This window comes from Pantoea sp. FN0307 (assembly GCF_050113815.1).
Taxonomy (GTDB): Bacteria; Pseudomonadota; Gammaproteobacteria; order Enterobacterales; family Enterobacteriaceae; genus Mixta; species Mixta alhagi.
Genome location: NZ_JBNJSO010000001.1, coordinates 1,456,289 through 1,472,294 on the forward strand (window position 1 = coordinate 1,456,289; position 16,006 = coordinate 1,472,294).

18 protein-coding genes are annotated in these 16,006 nt (G+C 53.6%); 8 read left to right on the top strand and 10 right to left on the bottom strand.

Annotation, left to right across the window (positions count from 1 at the left end; translation table 11 throughout):
• The first annotated feature begins 50 nt into the window (after nucleotides 1-50).
• Both ACQE3Z_RS06850 and ACQE3Z_RS06855 read left to right on the top strand, forming a co-directional pair.
• On the top strand, nucleotides 51-590 hold the full coding sequence (locus ACQE3Z_RS06850; protein ID WP_426972864.1) for an SRPBCC family protein: 540 nt from the start codon (nucleotides 51-53) through the stop codon (nucleotides 588-590).
• Nucleotides 590-1,756, top strand: coding sequence for a zinc-dependent alcohol dehydrogenase (locus ACQE3Z_RS06855; protein ID WP_426972865.1), 1,167 nt, complete (start codon nucleotides 590-592; stop codon nucleotides 1,754-1,756). Before ACQE3Z_RS06850 ends, ACQE3Z_RS06855 begins: the two co-directional genes overlap by 1 nt.
• A 120-nt stretch (nucleotides 1,757-1,876) precedes the next feature.
• Here the strand turns inward: ACQE3Z_RS06855 and lysM are convergent, their stop codons facing one another.
• The 3 genes from lysM to ACQE3Z_RS06870 form a co-directional block, all read right to left on the bottom strand.
• Entirely contained in the window at nucleotides 1,877-2,317 is a 441-nt protein-coding gene (gene lysM, locus ACQE3Z_RS06860; protein ID WP_426972867.1) for a peptidoglycan-binding protein LysM, read from the bottom strand.
• Between the two features lie 96 nt (nucleotides 2,318-2,413).
• A complete protein-coding gene (locus ACQE3Z_RS06865; RefSeq protein WP_426972869.1) occupies nucleotides 2,414-4,378 on the bottom strand; it encodes a M10 family metallopeptidase C-terminal domain-containing protein in 1,965 nt (654 codons plus the stop codon).
• 382 nt (nucleotides 4,379-4,760) lie between these two features.
• Entirely contained in the window at nucleotides 4,761-4,961 is a 201-nt protein-coding gene (locus tag ACQE3Z_RS06870) for a hypothetical protein (RefSeq protein WP_426972871.1), read from the bottom strand.
• 171 nt (nucleotides 4,962-5,132) lie between these two features.
• On the opposite strand from ACQE3Z_RS06870, the gene ACQE3Z_RS06875 reads away from it, so the two are divergent.
• From ACQE3Z_RS06875 to ACQE3Z_RS06895, 5 genes are all read left to right on the top strand, one after another.
• Nucleotides 5,133-5,270, top strand: coding sequence for a hypothetical protein (locus ACQE3Z_RS06875; RefSeq protein WP_426972873.1), 138 nt, complete (start codon nucleotides 5,133-5,135; stop codon nucleotides 5,268-5,270).
• A gap of 56 nt (nucleotides 5,271-5,326) precedes the next feature.
• Nucleotides 5,327-5,455: a hypothetical protein gene (locus ACQE3Z_RS06880; RefSeq protein WP_426972875.1), complete on the top strand. Its 129-nt coding sequence runs from the start codon at nucleotides 5,327-5,329 to the stop codon at nucleotides 5,453-5,455.
• A 31-nt stretch (nucleotides 5,456-5,486) separates the two neighbouring features.
• On the top strand, nucleotides 5,487-6,074 hold the full coding sequence (locus ACQE3Z_RS06885) for a YceI family protein (protein ID WP_426972876.1): 588 nt from the start codon (nucleotides 5,487-5,489) through the stop codon (nucleotides 6,072-6,074).
• A 194-nt stretch (nucleotides 6,075-6,268) separates the two neighbouring features.
• Nucleotides 6,269-6,541, top strand: a complete 273-nt coding sequence (locus ACQE3Z_RS06890; RefSeq protein ID WP_426973078.1) for a hypothetical protein — start codon at nucleotides 6,269-6,271, stop codon at nucleotides 6,539-6,541.
• A gap of 215 nt (nucleotides 6,542-6,756) precedes the next feature.
• Nucleotides 6,757-7,011 (top strand): hypothetical protein, encoded by a 255-nt coding sequence (locus tag ACQE3Z_RS06895; protein WP_250652478.1) that lies wholly within the window; start codon nucleotides 6,757-6,759, stop codon nucleotides 7,009-7,011.
• Between the two features lie 84 nt (nucleotides 7,012-7,095).
• Here ACQE3Z_RS06895 and ACQE3Z_RS06900 read toward each other — a convergent pair whose 3' ends face one another.
• Nucleotides 7,096-8,370: a Glu/Leu/Phe/Val family dehydrogenase gene (locus ACQE3Z_RS06900; RefSeq protein WP_426972878.1), complete on the bottom strand. Its 1,275-nt coding sequence runs from the start codon at nucleotides 8,368-8,370 to the stop codon at nucleotides 7,096-7,098.
• Between the two features lie 565 nt (nucleotides 8,371-8,935).
• Between ACQE3Z_RS06900 and ACQE3Z_RS06905 the strand changes: the two genes are divergently transcribed.
• The gene (locus tag ACQE3Z_RS06905) at nucleotides 8,936-10,384 is read left to right on the top strand and encodes an amino acid permease (protein ID WP_426972880.1); all 1,449 of its coding nucleotides are present in this window, start codon (nucleotides 8,936-8,938) and stop codon (nucleotides 10,382-10,384) included.
• 60 nt (nucleotides 10,385-10,444) lie between these two features.
• On the opposite strand, the gene ahr is transcribed toward ACQE3Z_RS06905, so the two are convergent.
• The 6 genes from ahr to ACQE3Z_RS06935 form a co-directional block, all read right to left on the bottom strand.
• Nucleotides 10,445-11,461, bottom strand: coding sequence for an NADPH-dependent aldehyde reductase Ahr (gene ahr / locus ACQE3Z_RS06910; protein ID WP_426972882.1), 1,017 nt, complete (start codon nucleotides 11,459-11,461; stop codon nucleotides 10,445-10,447).
• A 114-nt stretch (nucleotides 11,462-11,575) separates the two neighbouring features.
• Nucleotides 11,576-12,997 (bottom strand): heavy metal sensor histidine kinase, encoded by a 1,422-nt coding sequence (locus ACQE3Z_RS06915; RefSeq protein WP_426972883.1) that lies wholly within the window; start codon nucleotides 12,995-12,997, stop codon nucleotides 11,576-11,578.
• Complete coding sequence (locus tag ACQE3Z_RS06920) at nucleotides 12,994-13,674, bottom strand: heavy metal response regulator transcription factor (protein WP_426972885.1); 681 nt, start codon at nucleotides 13,672-13,674, stop codon at nucleotides 12,994-12,996. The genes ACQE3Z_RS06915 and ACQE3Z_RS06920 overlap by 4 nt, the downstream gene beginning before the upstream one ends.
• Before the next feature lie 31 nt (nucleotides 13,675-13,705).
• Nucleotides 13,706-14,638 (bottom strand): copper homeostasis membrane protein CopD, encoded by a 933-nt coding sequence (gene copD, locus ACQE3Z_RS06925; protein ID WP_426972887.1) that lies wholly within the window; start codon nucleotides 14,636-14,638, stop codon nucleotides 13,706-13,708.
• A gap of 4 nt (nucleotides 14,639-14,642) precedes the next feature.
• Nucleotides 14,643-15,023 (bottom strand): copper homeostasis periplasmic binding protein CopC, encoded by a 381-nt coding sequence (gene copC / locus ACQE3Z_RS06930; RefSeq protein ID WP_250652474.1) that lies wholly within the window; start codon nucleotides 15,021-15,023, stop codon nucleotides 14,643-14,645.
• Between the two features lie 32 nt (nucleotides 15,024-15,055).
• Entirely contained in the window at nucleotides 15,056-15,895 is an 840-nt protein-coding gene (locus ACQE3Z_RS06935; RefSeq protein ID WP_426973079.1) for a copper resistance protein B, read from the bottom strand.
• Between the last annotated feature and the right edge of the window lie 111 nt (nucleotides 15,896-16,006).

The window sequence follows — 16,006 nt, forward strand, 5'->3', positions numbered from 1 at the left end:
CCTTCCCCTTCCTGACTGCATCACAACCGCTGTTAACAACCGGAGGTTTTGTGAGTAAGAAAGTTCACGCTAAGGGCACCCATGACGCCCACGAAACCCAGCTGCGCCGCTGGATCACCATCGGCAAACCTGCCGATCAGCTCTATGCGTTATGGCGCGATCCCGCCACACTGCCGCAAATTATGGCTCACTTTGCCCAGATAACGGTGATCGATGATACCGACGCCGACTGGGAAGTTAAGGGGCCGCTGAAAAAAAGCTTTCGCTGGCGCAGCCGGATTGTTGAACAACAGCCGGGCGTGGTTATCGCCTGGGAATCGCTGGACGGTGCCGACGTACCGAACGAAGGCATGCTGCAGTTTCGCCCTGCACCTGGCGAATGGGGCACCGAGCTGACGCTGACGCTGCGCTTTAACCCACCGGGCGGCGCGCTGGGTAAAAAAGTGACTACGCTGCTCGATCTGTTTCCCAAAGAGCAGCTCAGCAAGGCGCTGCACCGCTTTAAGAGCCTGGCCGAAACCGGAGAGATCCCCAGCCTTGACGGGCAGCCAGCGGGCCGTCATACAGAACGAAAAGATAAGGAGGCGTAATGCGAGCTTTATGCTGGAACGGCGTCAATGACTTACGGGTAGAAAGCGTGGCAGATCCCGCTTTGCTGAATCCGCATGATGCGATTATCAAAGTAGGCTTAACCACCACCTGTGGTTCCGACTTGCACGTTATTGATGGCCTGATCCCGACCATGCGCGAAGGCGATATTCTTGGTCATGAATTTATGGGTGAAGTGGTGGAGGTCGGCAGCGCGGTTAAAAATATCAGGCGCGGCGATCGGGTGGTGGTGCCCTCTTTTATCTCCTGTGGCTCCTGTTGGTATTGTCAGCATGAACTGCCTTCCTGCTGTGATAATACTAATCCACACTGGGAACAAGGCGAACCGGTACTGGGACACGCAACCGCCGGGATTTACGCCTACAGCCACGCCTTCGGCGGCTATGCCGGTTCTCATGCTGAATATGTGCGCGTTCCTTTCGCCGATAATGACTGCTTTGTGGTACCGGAGACGGTCAGCGACGAACAGGCGCTGTTTTTATCGGACGCCGCCCCTACCGGCTACATGGGCGCGGATTTCTGTAATATTCATCCTGGCGATACCGTGGCGGTTTGGGGCTGCGGCGGCGTGGGGCTGATGGCGATGCAGAGCGCCTGGCTTATGGGCGCGCATCAGGTGATCGCGATTGACCGTTTCCCGGAACGACTGGCGATGGCGCGCGATTATGCCGGTGCCATTACCCTGGATTACAGCAAGGCGGATATCCATGAGGCGCTGCTGGAGCTGACCGGCGGACGCGGCCCGGATAGCTGTATTGATGCTGTAGGAATGGAGGCGCGCGGTGAAGGCCTGACGCAGGTTTACGATCGCACTAAACAGCTGCTGCACTTGCAAACGGACGTAGGCGCTGCGCTGCGCCAGGCGCTCTACTCCTGCCGCAAAGGCGGTAATATTTCGATTCTGGGCGTTTACGGCGTGATGGATAAGTTTCCGCTGGGACTGATGATTAATAAAAGCCTGACAATCCGCACCGCACAGCAGCATGGTCAGCGTTATATGCATCGGCTGCTTGATCATGTGGCGAAAGGTGAACTGAACCCCGCGTTTATGGCGACCCACCGCTTCTCGCTGGAAGAGGCACCACGCGGCTATGAGATGTTTAAACACAAGGAAGATGGCTGCCTGCGGGCGGTATTTGCGCCCTGACCGGCCAGTCGTCCAGGAATAAACAACGGGGACCGAATGGTCCCCGTTGTTTATGTTTCAAACCCGGGCTATCTACAAGTAAATGTCAATAGTAGCCCGCCGCAAGGCGGGACTGAACCGTTATTGCGGAATACGCAGCGTTTGACCCGGATAGATCTTATCGGGGCTGCTCAGCATCGGCTTGTTGGCCTCAAAAATCTTATTGTATTCGTTGGGGTTGCCATACATCTCTTTCGAGATAGCGCTCAGGGTATCGCCTTTCTTCACGGTATAAAAACGGCTTTCCGTGGCGGGTTGTGACACTGCTACCTTGTCATCAACGCCGCTGATTCCGGCTACGTTACCGATCGCCACCAGAATTTTCTCTTTTGCTTCCTGGCTCAAACCTTCGCCGGTTACCGTTGCCTGACCATCTTTTACCGCGACCTGCACCTTATCGGCATCCGGCACCCCGGTTTTCTGTAGATGCTCTTTGAGCTTTGCATCCTGTTCCTGTGAGTTATGCGTTACCGTATCCCACAGTTTTTCTCCTGCGTCTTTCACAAAGCTTAACAGTCCCATGCATCCTCCATTTTTACGCTAAAAAAATTTATCTCCCTCTAAGCGTAGCAGATGGATGCTATTCAGCCCGAACGGCAGCGCAGGCCTGGCTGCTTTCTAAACAATAAAATCAATATGCATATTAGGGCGCGCCGCAATATCAATGATCATATCCGGCTGCATATCTCCTGACAGATTCAGCTTTAAATGCGTCAGATGGTTAGTGACATCCCATGTCATCTGCATTTCGCCCAGCCTGCCGGTGAACTTTGAGGCGAAGCGCAGCGGATATGCGTGGCTGTCCAGCGCTGACAGGTCGATTTTGTCACTGCCGCTGGTGAAGTCACCGATTAAATCACGCAGTCCAGACAGGGAATCTTTCGCGCTGGTGAAGATAAACCGATCGTTACCTGCGCCGCCGTAGAGCTTATCCGCCCCGCCACCGCCATATAAATGATCGGCTCCTGCTCCGCCTTCCAGCCGGTCGATGCCGTTTTCACCATATAGCGTATCGTTGCCGCTGCCGCCGTACAGCAGATCGTTGCTTTCGCCGCCATACAGACGATCGTGACCATTTTCCCCGTACAGCCGATCGTTGCCGTTGTTGCCGTACAGCAGGTCATCACCCTCGCCGCCAAACAGACGATCGTGGCCGTTTTCGCCATACAGACGGTCGTTGCCGTTATTGCCGTACAGCAGATCGTCGCCCTCACCGCCGTACATCCGGTCATGGCCGTTTTCCCCGTACAGCGTATCAATGCCGTTTGCGCCATACAGCAGGTCATCACCCTCGCCGCCAAACAGACGATCGTTACCGTTTTCCCCGTACAACGTATCGTTACCGAGCGCGCCATACAGCAGATCGTTGCCGTCATTGCCGTATAAACGATCGAGTCCGCTATCGCCGTACAGCGTGTCGATATCGAGACCGCCATACAGCACATCGTTGCCGTTGCCGCCGTAGAGTCGATCGCTGCCGCTGTCGCCATACAACGTGTCGTTGCCATCGTTACCGTACAGCGTATCGTTGCCAGCGTTGCCGCGCAGGCCGTTAGCGACCGCGTTGCCAATCAGCGTATCGTGACCGGTGCCGGCAATGGCGTTTTCAATTACCACGCCGAGCGCGACAGAGACGTTGCCAATCAGCCCGCCCACGTTGGAAAACGTCTCTGCATTAAGGTTAATCCGCTGATTCTGCCGGTAGCCGGAAAAGTTCAGCGTATCGTTGCCGCCTGCATCCCAGACAGAAAAGATCAGCACATCGCTGCTGCTGAGTGCAGTGTAATAGTCTCGTCCGGTATTCGAACCGAAGCCATACACGGTATTGCCCGTCAGCGTGGTCATGTTAGCGCCATACAGACGCTGAATAGCAGCAATGTCATGCAGCAGCGGCGAAGCCGCATAGTGCCCGTAAAAATTAGCGCCGGTGTTGGTTTCACTCCAGTAACTCATTAAGGTGTACTGACGCGAATCCTCTATATAAGGAGCGCTGGCGCTATAAGAGATCTCTCCGGTGCCGCTGTTATAGTCACCAGGATGGCTCAGGCCAAGAGCATGTCCTAGTTCATGGGTCAGCGTCAGGCGTCCATACTCATAATGTTCCGGTGAGCGGTTATTGGCCATATTGTAATTGAACCACATCGTACCCGCCGCCCGGCTGCCGCCCGGCAGATAAGCATACGCCTGATCGTCCGCCTGCTGACCATTGGCATACTGCGTATAGTTGGCAAAGGTTAACCGGGCGCCGCTGCTCACCTGCGTAAATTTTATGTTCGCCACATCGGCCCAGGACTGCAGCGATTTCAGCGCCGCCGCTTGCTGTTCGCTGTTAAAGGTAACAATGCCTTTATCACCGTATGGCGTGCTCGTAAGGTTATCGGGAAAAGCGAAACTGATTTCCAACGGCTTGTTATAGACCTGATATACATTCCAGCTCAGCCCGCTGCGAGTGAGCTGAACCGCAGCCTGGCTGGAGCTGTAATGCACAGTGGGCGCACTGGAATAGTAACTGCTGCTGGTTGCGCTGGTCGCAGCCTGCAGATCGGGGTCGAACCAGGAAGTGCGTATGCTCTTTGTGGACAAGGGCTTTTCTCCGGAAAAATAGGTTCCGAGAAGCCAGCATTACCCGCTCATCCTGACAGGGAATAACGAATCATTTCGAATTTACTGCAGGTTCTGGATTAAAACGACCTTAGCACCGTCTTTAGCTATATCGGCAAAACAGGCGCAACATTAGAGAACTTTTTTTGCCGGTGCGGCGCTAATTGTGGACGCATTATTATAACCGGATTTCATTGTGTCCCTCAGAGAAATAGCTCAGCGAAATAAGAGTTATTTTTATCGCCAGGATTATTAAAGCGGCCTCAAATATTTCCGCTGCGCTCATTACCAAAACAGGCCGGGCAGCGTTATACGGCCCGGCCTGCGGTTAGCGAATGTTGCTGCATAAACGGAAGGTTAACCGTCAGGCGGAAACCTTGCTGATCTCAATAATTTCATCAAGACGCGTTTTCATCTCTTCAAGATTCTGTCGCAGGTTATTGTCCGCTTCTGTCGCGTTTTTTCCTTTACCAATAAGCGTAAAGCGGTAGCCCGGCTGTTCACAGCTGGCACGATACTCATACTCGCCGTTAGCCATCTGATGTTTTTCAATATTCACGTCCATTCTTGCCTCCTGTCTCTTTTTTTAAATATAGCAAAACCTGGCAGCAAAGGCCTTTTCGCCTGTGTCGCAGGAAAAACGCAGCAAAATGTCAGGAAAGTGAAAATCAGCGGGTCGCCTGGTTTAAGGCACATTTTTTTATCTTAGAATCGCGCGCACTTGCTGGAGGTAATCATGAAAAAAGTGTTTATGTTATTAACGGCGGTCATGCTGACCGCATCATTAAGCGGCTGTGTCTGGTGGGGCCCTGGCTGGGGCGGCCCGGGCGGCGGTCATGGCGGTGGATTCCATCAAGGCGGCCCTGGCCGTTAATTCGCCCTTCCCTGAATTACCGAAGGGCTGACAAGAGACATGGGGCTTTCGACCCTGTGCAAGACCCGCCGCTGGTGGGTCTTTCTTATGCCGCATCGCCTGCCTCGCTGATTTTCTTCAAATTATTTGAAAAACAAAAACAATTATCTTTGCTTTCGGTTCTTGTCGTCAGCGACCACACTTAAATTCCTTTTTAGTGATTGCAGGATTGTCGTTATGTTGAGCATGAAAAAAATTGCCACGCCGCTGGTGTTAAGCCTGGGCCTTTGGGCGCAGTTCAGCCATGCTGAGGCGCAGACCTATCAGCTGAACCCGGAGCATACCTCCGTGGTAATGAGCTGGTCGCATTTTGGTTTTTCTCATCCGACCGCTGATATTTCCGGCACCAGCGGCACGCTGGTTTTCGACAGCGCGAATCCGGAAAAATCAAAAGTCGACGTGACGCTGCCCCTGACCAATATTGATACCCATGTTGAGGCGCTGACCACCGAATTCAAAGGCGATCAATATTTTAATACCGGCACTTATCCCACAGCGACCTTCCGCAGCACGCGCGTTATCAGCAAAGGCAACAACCGCTATGAGGTACAGGGCGATTTGACGCTTAAAGGCGTTACCCGTCCGGTCACGCTGCACGCCACGCTGAACAAGCAGGGAGAACATCCCATGCTGAAAAAGCAGGCGATTGGCTTTGACGCCACGGCAACGGTAAAACGTTCCGATTTTAATCTGAAGCAGTATATTCCAGCCGTTAGCGATGACGTTACGCTGACTATCTCTACCGAAGCCTACGCGGCCAAATAATCCTTTCAGCCCTGCTCTGTCAGGGCTGATGATTTTCCTGTTTCCGGACCGCCTTCTGCTGCATTTACCCGCAAGAAAACCGCGCGCGCTTCACGCTGCTGGCGTACCATTCTGGTAACCAGATGCTTATCAGAGAGGTAACCGTGAATTCAGCGTCATTTATCCTGCGTCTTTCCGCTTCCGTCAGCGCAGATATGCTGGAGGATCTGCGGGTCGTGATTCCCGCCGAGGCCACGCATGTGTTTATTAACGCCCTGGATGAAGAGAGCCATACCACGTTTGAATGCCTGCAAAGCGATGAAAGCTGCTCACTGGCCGCTTCTGCTATTGCGCTGTGGCGTCAGCTGGGTCATATCCATCACCTGACCTGGCGGCACGGCTGGGATACGCAGGAGGTTTCAGACGCCAGCCAGCAGCAGCTGTTTCAGATGTTAAAAACCCCTGGTGCAATCTTGCAGATTACCTGAAGCAGGCTTTGCCTGGCTTAGAGGCTAACATTATTACCGCGTGCTGTTACGCCGCTAATAACCCTCTGATTAAACAAGCGAAACGGTAAGAAAACTTTACTTTAGAGTTTCGTACTTTCTGACATGGATCAATAATTCCGCCAGAAAAAAGGATAAAAAATAACCTTAAGCTAAATTTTATTAACCATTATTCAAAGCAGGCTTAAGGAGACTGTATGGCACGCCAACATTTTACCGCCCCGGAGTTTGCCCGGTATGCGGGTATCAAAGAGACCGAACTGATTCGCGCTATCTGTAATCGCGGCACCATTGACGGCGTATCGCTGCCTGAGTCGCTGAATCATGCGCCACTTTCCGTTCGCGTCTGGCTGCGTGAAGATGTCATGCTGTTTACGCATACGTTAAGCCGCGCCAGAGCAGGACGCAAATACACCACACAGAATCGGAAACGCACCAGCCAGACCAGCTGATGCGAGAGGTTAACCGCAGGCCCGTAGCCTCTGTATTGCGCCGGGCCTGCTCTGTTCACAGCGCAACACGCCGTGACCAGCGACTTAGCCTGGATAGATACCGCGATCTTTACGCGCCATCAGGATACGTTCGCAGGCAACGATATAGGCAGCGGTACGCAGCGTACATTCTTTCTCTATCGCTTTATCCCAGACATGCACCATCGCTTCGGTCATGATCTTGTCCATACGCGCATTGATCTCTTCTTCGCTCCAGAAGAAGCTCGCCATATCCTGCACCCATTCAAAGTAGCTGACCGTTACCCCGCCTGCGTTACAGATAACATCCGGCACCACGGTAATGCCGCGCGCCTTAAGAATATCATCCGCATCAGGATAGGTTGGGCCATTCGCCCCTTCCAGCACCAGTTTGCAGCTAAGCTTCTCTGCACGTTCGCGCGTGATCTGCCCTTCCAGCGCCGCCGGGATCAGAATATCCATTTTGGTGGTCCAGAAATCTTCGCTATTGATTTTCTGGGCGCCAGGGAAACCGGCGATCTGTTTGTGGCTGAGCTGCCACTCGCTGAGCGCGTGCAGATCAATTCCGTCCGCATTAAACAGCGTAGCGGTATGATCCTGGATCACCACCACGCGCGCGCCCGCTTCCGCAAACAGACGAGCCGCTTCGCTGCCGACGTTACCAAAGCCCTGCACGGCAATTTTTGCGCCTTCGATTTCAATACCGGCGCGCCCTGCGACTTCACGACCGGTAACAAATACGCCGCGTCCGGTCGCTTTTTCACGACCCAACGAGCCGCCGAGATGAATCGGTTTGCCGGTCACCACGCCGGTAATGGTGGTGCCGTGGTTCATGGAATAGGTATCCATCATCCATGCCATCACTTTACCGTTGGTGCCCACATCCGGTGCCGGAATGTCGCGCTGCGGCCCGATAATCAGACCGATTTCACTGGTATAGCGGCGAGTCAGGCGTTCCAGTTCTCCCTCGGACAGCGAGAACGGATCGACGCGAATGCCGCCTTTCGCCCCGCCGTAAGGCAGGTTCACTGCGGCACATTTAATAGTCATCCAGGCGGAGAGGGCCATGACTTCATTCAGATCCACGTCAGGATGGTAGCGAATACCGCCCTTACCCGGACCCCGGGAAAGATTGTGCTGAACACGAAAGCCTTCAAAATGGCGGATGGTTCCGTCATCCATCTGCAGGGGAATATCAACGATCAGGGCACGTTTCGGATGGCGCAGCGTATCGATCCAGCGCGACAAATCGCCCAGATAAGGGGCAACGCGATCGATTTGCTGAAGGTAGGTGTTCCAGGCCGATGTACCGCTTTCTGACGCGTAAGATAGCTTTTCCATAACAAACCTTTTTGAACAAAGTTATTTATATTGTTTAACCGTGGAAATGACCTGCATATCACTATGCGTTAATGAATTTACCATTAATTATCGGCGATAGATTTTTCAGTCCGATGGAAAAAATTGTTTTTGCGTAAAGCAATCGCAACAGAGATGAATAATTAGTTACTTTTATTGGTTGCCATAAGGATGCGGACTTTATGCATTTATTATGCACTATTTGTGCATAAAAAAGATTTTTCCTGACTTTTCAGAAAGTTGAAAGCGATCAAAAAGTTAAATTTTCGTTATTTTACAGAGTTGACAATGTAAAATTTGCCAGCCAGCATTAACCCGCCAGCTGCTGTTGTACCGGCTGATTCTTTCGCGAATCAGAAATCGCTATCGTTTTCAAAATGTTGAAAATGAGGCTGCCTGTAGTCCGCTGAATACCGTTCATTATCCAGACAAGCCTGCCCTGTTCCTGGCGCGCTGAGCGCCTGATCCCTGCGTCGTTACGGGGAGGGGGTGCGTTTGTCTGCAATCGGAATTTACTTCATGGTCAGCCGTTATAAGAGGAGAAGCCATGACCGCAAAACAACCACCGCGATCGAGACCATCGGGCAATGAACAGAGTGCCCCGCAGACCTTACAACGCGGCCTGAGCGAACGACATATCCAGCTGATCTCTCTCGGCGGCGCGATCGGCACCGGCCTGTTTATGGGCGCAGGTAAAACCATTGCCGTTTCCGGCACCTCCATTCTGATCACCTATATCGTGGTCGGCTTTTTTATGTATATGGTGATGCGGGCCATGGGCGAAGTGCTGCTTACCCGGCTGGATTACCGTTCATTCGCAGATTTTGTATCCGATTATCTGGGGCCGAAAGCAAGCTTCTTTCTCGGCTGGTCATACTGGCTAAGCTGGGTGGTGACCTGCATCGCCGATGTGGTGGTGTGCGGCGGCTATGTGCAGTACTGGTTACCGACGCTGTCGCCCTGGATCCCGGCGCTGTTTGCGCTGGCGCTGCTGTTTGCGTTTAACCTGCTGTCGGTCAAAATGTTTGGTGAAGCGGAGTTCTGGTTTGCCATCATCAAGGTTATCGCCATTATTGCGCTGATCCTTACCGGCATGTGGATGATCGCCACCGGCTGGACATCGCCGGACGGCGTGCAAGCCTCGGTGGGCAATCTGACCGATCCGGCAGTGTTTATGCCGCACGGCGTGGTCGGCTTCTTTGCCGGCTTTCAGATCGCTATTTTTTCCTATACCGGCATTGAGCTGCTCGGCACCATGACGGCGGAAACCAAAACGCCGGAAAAGATCCTGCCACGCGCCATCCGGGCCATTCCGCTACGCATTATTATTTTTTATGTGCTATCGATGGTGGTGATTATTGCCGTCACCTCCTGGCAGCACGTTTCGCCAGAAACCAGCCCGTTTGTCACGCTGTTTGATAAAGCGGGCCTGCCCGCCGCCGCCGCGCTGATTAACTTTGTTGCGCTCACGTCCGCCATGTCCTCTGCCAACAGTGGCGTCTATTCCAGTACCCGCATGCTGTATGGCTTGTCGGTGGAAAAACATGCGCATCGCCAGTTCCGCATCCTGTCGCGCGTTACGGCGATACCGGTGCGCAGCCTGCTGTTCTCCTGCTTCTGTATGCTGAGCGGCACGCTGCTGCTGTTTCTGACGCCCAACGTCATGACGCTGTTCACCATTGTTTCCACGCTGGCGGCGATTCTGGTGATCTACAGCTGGGGAATGATTCTGGTGGCCTATCTGGTTTACCGTCGGCGTCAGCCGGAGTTACATCAGCAGTCAACGTTTAAAATGCCGGGCGGCCGGGCGATGTGCTGGTTGACGCTACTGTTTTTCCTGTTTTCACTGGTGATTATGGTTTTCGATGCCGATACGCGTGCGGCGCTTTGCGCCATGCCTGTCTGGTTTATCCTGCTGGCCGTTTTCTGGCGGCTGACGCTGCGTCGTCGTCAGGCGCGGGCGCGCCAGTCCTGGCAAACCAGCATTGAATCCTGATCGAAAAAAAGGCGGCGAGATGATCTCGCCGCCTGACTTATCTTTATGCGCGCTGGCAGATTAAAAATCTGCTTTCAGCACCACGCGATAATTCGCCTTACCGGCGCGCACGTGATCCAGCGCTTCATTGATTTTCGACATCGGGAAAAACTCCACTTTCGGCGCGATATCGGTGCGCGACGCCAGCTTCAGCAGTGTACGCAGCTGGCCCGGCGAACCGGTGGAAGAACCGGTTACCGCGCGGTCACCCAGAATCAGGCTGAACGACGGTACGTCGAAAGGTTTCATCACCGCGCCCACGGTATGGAATTTACCGCGCGGTGCCAGCGCTGCAAAGTACGGCTGCCAGTCGAGATCCACCGCCACGGTGCTGAGGATCAGATCAAACTGACCGGCCAGTTTTTCCAGCGCTGCCGGATCGCGGCTGTTGACCACATGATCCGCACCCATATCAAGAATCGACTGTTTTTTCTCCGGCGTTGAGCTGAATGCGGTCACTTCTGCGCCCATTGCATGCAGGATTTTAATCGCAATATGGCCCAGGCCGCCGATGCCGATTACTCCGACGCGGCTGGTGGCGGTGATGTTATGCATCAGCAGCGGTTTGAAAACCGTGATGCCGGCACACAGCAGCGGACCGGCTGATGCCGGATCCAGTTTCTCCGGCAGCGGAATCACCCATTGCCAGTTAGCGCGCAGCTTCTCGGCAAAGCCGCCTTTGTTAGCGATGGTCGGCACGATGCCGTTCAGGCAGTTGACCTGATCGCCGGTGATGCAGGCGTCGCAGTGTTCGCAGCTTTTCGCCGTCCAGCCAATGCCCACGCGCTGACCAACGGAAAGGCCTTTGTTTTTAGCCGCCTCGCCCAGTGCGGAAACGCGCCCAATCACCTCATGACCGGCGATCACGGGATATTGAGAAACGCCCCACTCGTTATCGATCATTGACAAATCAGAATGACAAACGCCACAGTATTCCACTTCGACTTCAACATCTTCGGCGCTCAGCGATGCTGCTTCATATTCATAGAGTTCTAAAGCCTGACCGGCTTCCATCGCTGCATAGCTCTTGATTTTCACTAATTCACCTCAGATTGCGTTAGGGATCCAGCTGAGAGTGTAGCAAAGCGCAGTAGCAAAAGACTTTCCACTTTATGCCACGGTTATTTTTCAGTCAGTTAGTTTTTCTGCAAGTTAATCCGATGGCTGCTGAGCGGTGACTGACGCCGGAATAATAGCCGTGAACGTAATGACGTTATCCTTCATGGCAACCTGCAGATCGCCATCATGCGCCAGTAAAATCGCGCGCGTGATGGACAGCCCCAGCCCGGCACCATCCGTATTATGCTGCCGTGAGGCGTCGCCACGATAAAACCGGTCAAAAAGCCGCCCCAGGTTTTCCTGAGAGAGATTTTCTGTAGGGTTAGAAAACTGTACCAATACCGCTCCCGCTTTCTGTTCCACCAGCACGCTAATGGCTGAAGCGGGTAAAGAATATTTTATGGCGTTGGCCAGCAGATTGCTCAACGCACGACGCAGCATCAGACGATCGCCTTTGACGGCGGCTTCCCCCTGCAGTAACAGGGTTTTATCGCTGTCGCCAGCCAGCGGTTCGAAAAAGTCGATAAGTTCTGCCAGTTCTGCGTTAAGGGAAACGCGCTGCTTTTCCAGAGGCATCAGCCCGTTCTCTGATTTCGCCAGAAAAAGCATATCACTGCTCATTCTGGCAAGCCGACTTAGCTCTTCCAGATTTGAAAAAAGCACCTCCCGATAACTTTCCGCATCGCGCTCCCGGGACAGGGCGACCTGGGTCTGCATCATCAGGTTACTGACGGGCGTGCGCAGCTCATGGGCAATATCAGATGACAACTCAGAGAGGCGACGAAATGAATTTTCCAGCCGCTCAAGCATGCTGTTGAATTCAGCTACCGTCGCCTTCAGCTCCGCTGGCAGATCATGCGCGGGAAGGCGTTCGCTGAGGTTATTAATGGTGATCGCCGAGGCCAGCCGGTTTATTTCATTCAGGGGTCTCAGCCCCATACGGGTAACCAGCCAGCCCAGAAATACCGAAATAAAAATCAGGGCGAGGTTAAACCAGACCAGCCACCTTTTAAGCTGACCGATAAACGCATCATGAAAACCGGTATCATAAGCGGCTGTGATCAGCACGTCGCTTTGTCTGCCAGCGTCGCGGGCACTGATTTTTCTGACCAACACATGATACCGTCCCCCCTGTTTCTCTACGGTTTGCAGCGTCTCCGGACGGGCGGCTTCGTCGGCAAAGCGTTGCTGCGGAACCTGAAAACCAGATGAGGCGTAATCAGCCAGTATCTGATTATCAGAGGTTTTAACGGAAAGATAGAGCCCGCTGTGACCGACCATGGCATCCGCAAGCTTGCGTGCAAGCGACGCGCTGTCGAGCCTTCCGGCATGTACTTCCCCTTCAAGCAGTTCAGTGACCAGTTCAAGCTTGCCGGTTAATAACGAGGCATCCTGATGGCGAAAATAGCTGCTCAGAGCGGCCACCAGCAGGACGCTGGAAAGCAGCCAGACGGACATCATCACGCCCGCAAATATCATGCTCAGCCGTGAGGTCAGGGAGCCGTTACGTTTCAATCTTCGCGTATCTCCAGGACATAACCAATTCCCCTTACGGTATGAATAAGCTTTGGCGTAAAGTCATCATCCACCTTGCTGCGAAGCCGCCTGACTGCGACATCAATCACATTGGTATCGCTGTCAAAATTAATATTCCAGACCAGGGAAGAAATCAGGCTTCTCGGCAATACCTCTCCGGTTCGCTGTAACAGCAGCTCAAGCAGCACAAACTCTTTTGAGGAGAGATGAATTTTTTTGCCGGAGCGGCTCACGCTTCGGCGAGCAACATCCATAAACAGATCGGCAATGCGGTGTGTCCCGGAAGCCTGCATGCGGTTGCGCCTGAGCAGCATGCGGACACGGGCCAACAGCTCGGCAAAATCGAAGGGTTTAAGCAGATAGTCATCCGCGCCCAGATCGAGACCTTTAATCTTCTCGCTGACATTATCTCTGGCGGTCAGAAACAGCACCGGTTCTTCGTGGCAGGCCATTCGCATTTGTCGCAGAATATCCCAGCCATCCATTGATGGCAGCATGACATCCAGAATAATCAGATCGTAACGCTGTTGCAGGATATGCTCCAGCCCCTGACGTCCGTCATGCACCAGCGTCACCTCATATCCTGCCTCCTGAAGTCCCTGCTTCAGGTAGGTCCCGGTTTTCAGTTCATCCTCGACAATCAGCATGGTGGTCATGATGCGGTTTTCCTGGGGCTGCGTTTGGGGGTTACGCCATACCGCTACCGGGCGACAATGTGCCGAGCCAGGCGACGATGGCCAGTATCAGTATCGATAGGGTAAATTCCGTGATAATGCTTTTACGCATCAGGATAATGCTTGCTTTATGGTGGCCCTGAAGCAGCGCATTTTTCAGCGCCGGGGCAAGCCGAAAGCGATTAAGCGCAGCCAGCAGCAGCAGCAGGCAAAACAGCAGGGTTTTAATCAGCAACAACAGCCCATAGTCGCTCCCTGGTAAGGTAGTCAGGGGTTTTTCAACGATAAATAAGACATTAACCACGGCGGTAATCACAATGCTCAGCACAATGAGGGTTCCCGTGCGGGCGAACCCCGTTAGCGCATCGGCCAGTTGCCGGGCATAGTCAGCTTCTTCTGCTTTTTCGTTACACAATAGCAGGCTAAAGGCCGCCAGCGCGCCTACCCAGGCTCCCGCCGCGAACAGGTGGATAATATCGCTTAGCAGATGCAGGTAATAGCGGACACCGTCGTTCATGGCCGCATGTCCGCCCCATGCCAGGGTCGCCAGCGCCGTGCCGCCAGACAGGACCAGCATATAACATGAAAGCCTGGTATATTTTATCCGCAGGCTGAGGCCCATAAAGGCCATGACCAGCGCAACGAGCCGGATCACCCAGCTCATACCGACTGCGGTTTCCCCGACAACCATTTTCATAATATGCAGGGTTAACTCACCGGGATGACTGACGCCGCTCATCGACTGGGCAACAAGCAGCATATTCGCCAGCGAGAGAACAATACCCGCAGAGATGAGCGTAAAGCAGAACGACCAGCCGCTGAACAAAGACACCGGTTTCTTTAGAGCGCCTTTCACCCCGTACATCTCAAATAAGGGCAGGCCAAAAAGAACCATGAGATCAAGATAAAGCAGAAACCGGATAGCAATCAAAAGCTGATCGTTCATGAGATTACTTCACAGTGAAGCTGTAGTTCCCGGTACGGGGATGGGTATCAGAGGATACCGCCCGCCACTCCACTTTATAGGTTCCGGCAGGCAAGGGTTTTACCGGCGTGATAACCATTGTTTTCGCATCGCTGCCTGCTGATACTTTAGTTGCAACCGGCATAGGCGCATGGGAAGCCATGCCCGGCATGGCAGTCATCACAAGGCGCGCACCGGAGAATTTAGTGACCAGATCCTCAGTAAAATGGAGTTCCACTTTTGCAGGTGCCGTTACCTCAGCTTTGTCCGCAGGTACGGAAGAAGCCAGTTCCGGATGAGCCTGTGCAGCAAAAGCAACCACAGAAGCAGCAACAGCGATAAAGTAGCCAGCATAAGTACGTTTCATAATAAATACCTGCTTTGTTTGAATTAACGGCATCAGAACCACATGCGAGCCCCGAGAAGGAAACGCACTTCGTTATCTTTTTCACCCTCACGGGCAGCCATATCGGCGGTATTGCCGTAGAGCTGGCTCCAGGAACCCCCCACGTAAGGGGCGAACTCACGTTTCACTTCGTAGCGAAGACGCAATGCTAATTCGGTACTGGACAGCCCCTTGCCGGTTTCGCGCGCGTCGTCATCTTTGCCATAAATATTGGCTTCCAGAGAGGGCTGCAAAATAAGACGATTAGTCAGCAGAACATCGTAATCCGCCTCCAGCCTCAGCGCGGTACGCCCCTGCTCTCCGGCAAAAGCCGTCAGCTCCGTTTCAAAGTTATAGAGCGCCATTCCCTGAAAACCGGCTGCAAGCCAGGTCTGTGGTTTTCCGGGCTTAAAATCCTGACGGACACCGGCAACCACATCCCACCAGGGCGTAACGGCATGTCCCCACAGAGCCTGAACTTCTGCCGATTCCGTTTTACCGTCGCTGGTTTCGCCTTCGCTGCGTATCCAAAGCCGATCAATATCTCCCCCTACCCAACCGCTCAGGTTCCAGTTGAAACCGCCGGGATCACTGTTCTTCTGCCATTCCAGCCGATCGGCAAGCAGAAAGTAATTTACGCTCCTGTCATGAACTTCATGACCATGAACATCCGGGAACGCCGCTTTCCGGTCAGCTTCCGTAATCGGCGGAATGGGGGTGCGGCTTTGCGTGGGTGCAGCAGGCTGCATGGATTCCATCGCTTCCATACCCGACATCGACGCCATTCCTTCCATCGCCGAATGGTCCATGCCCTGCATCGCAGAGTGGTCCATTCCCGACATGTTGTGCTGCATAGGCTGAGACGGATCGGTCTGGGCTGCGTAAGCGGGCGCAGAGGGGGTCCCGGCAATCACCGACCAAATCGCCAGCCCTGCCGCTGAACGTGAAAAATTCTTTGTCATATC

Excerpts from the sequence above, each read along its gene's own strand:
- ACQE3Z_RS06890 (WP_426973078.1), top strand. The coding sequence starts at position 6,269 with ATGCTGGAGGATCTGCGGGTCGTGATTCCCGCCGAGGCCACGCATGTG.
- ACQE3Z_RS06875 (WP_426972873.1), top strand. The coding sequence starts at position 5,133 with ATGAAAAAAGTGTTTATGTTATTAACGGCGGTCATGCTGACCGCATCA.
- ACQE3Z_RS06895 (WP_250652478.1), top strand. The coding sequence starts at position 6,757 with ATGGCACGCCAACATTTTACCGCCCCGGAGTTTGCCCGGTATGCGGGT.
- ACQE3Z_RS06900 (WP_426972878.1), bottom strand. The coding sequence starts at position 8,370 with ATGGAAAAGCTATCTTACGCGTCAGAAAGCGGTACATCGGCCTGGAAC.
- copD (WP_426972887.1), bottom strand. The coding sequence starts at position 14,638 with ATGAACGATCAGCTTTTGATTGCTATCCGGTTTCTGCTTTATCTTGAT.
- ACQE3Z_RS06905 (WP_426972880.1), top strand. The coding sequence starts at position 8,936 with ATGACCGCAAAACAACCACCGCGATCGAGACCATCGGGCAATGAACAG.
- ACQE3Z_RS06920 (WP_426972885.1), bottom strand. The coding sequence starts at position 13,674 with ATGACCACCATGCTGATTGTCGAGGATGAACTGAAAACCGGGACCTAC.
- lysM (WP_426972867.1), bottom strand. The coding sequence starts at position 2,317 with ATGGGACTGTTAAGCTTTGTGAAAGACGCAGGAGAAAAACTGTGGGAT.
- ACQE3Z_RS06855 (WP_426972865.1), top strand. The coding sequence starts at position 590 with ATGCGAGCTTTATGCTGGAACGGCGTCAATGACTTACGGGTAGAAAGC.
- ACQE3Z_RS06870 (WP_426972871.1), bottom strand. The coding sequence starts at position 4,961 with ATGGACGTGAATATTGAAAAACATCAGATGGCTAACGGCGAGTATGAG.
- copC (WP_250652474.1), bottom strand. The coding sequence starts at position 15,023 with ATGAAACGTACTTATGCTGGCTACTTTATCGCTGTTGCTGCTTCTGTG.
- ACQE3Z_RS06935 (WP_426973079.1), bottom strand. The coding sequence starts at position 15,895 with ATGCAGCACAACATGTCGGGAATGGACCACTCTGCGATGCAGGGCATG.
- ACQE3Z_RS06885 (WP_426972876.1), top strand. The coding sequence starts at position 5,487 with ATGTTGAGCATGAAAAAAATTGCCACGCCGCTGGTGTTAAGCCTGGGC.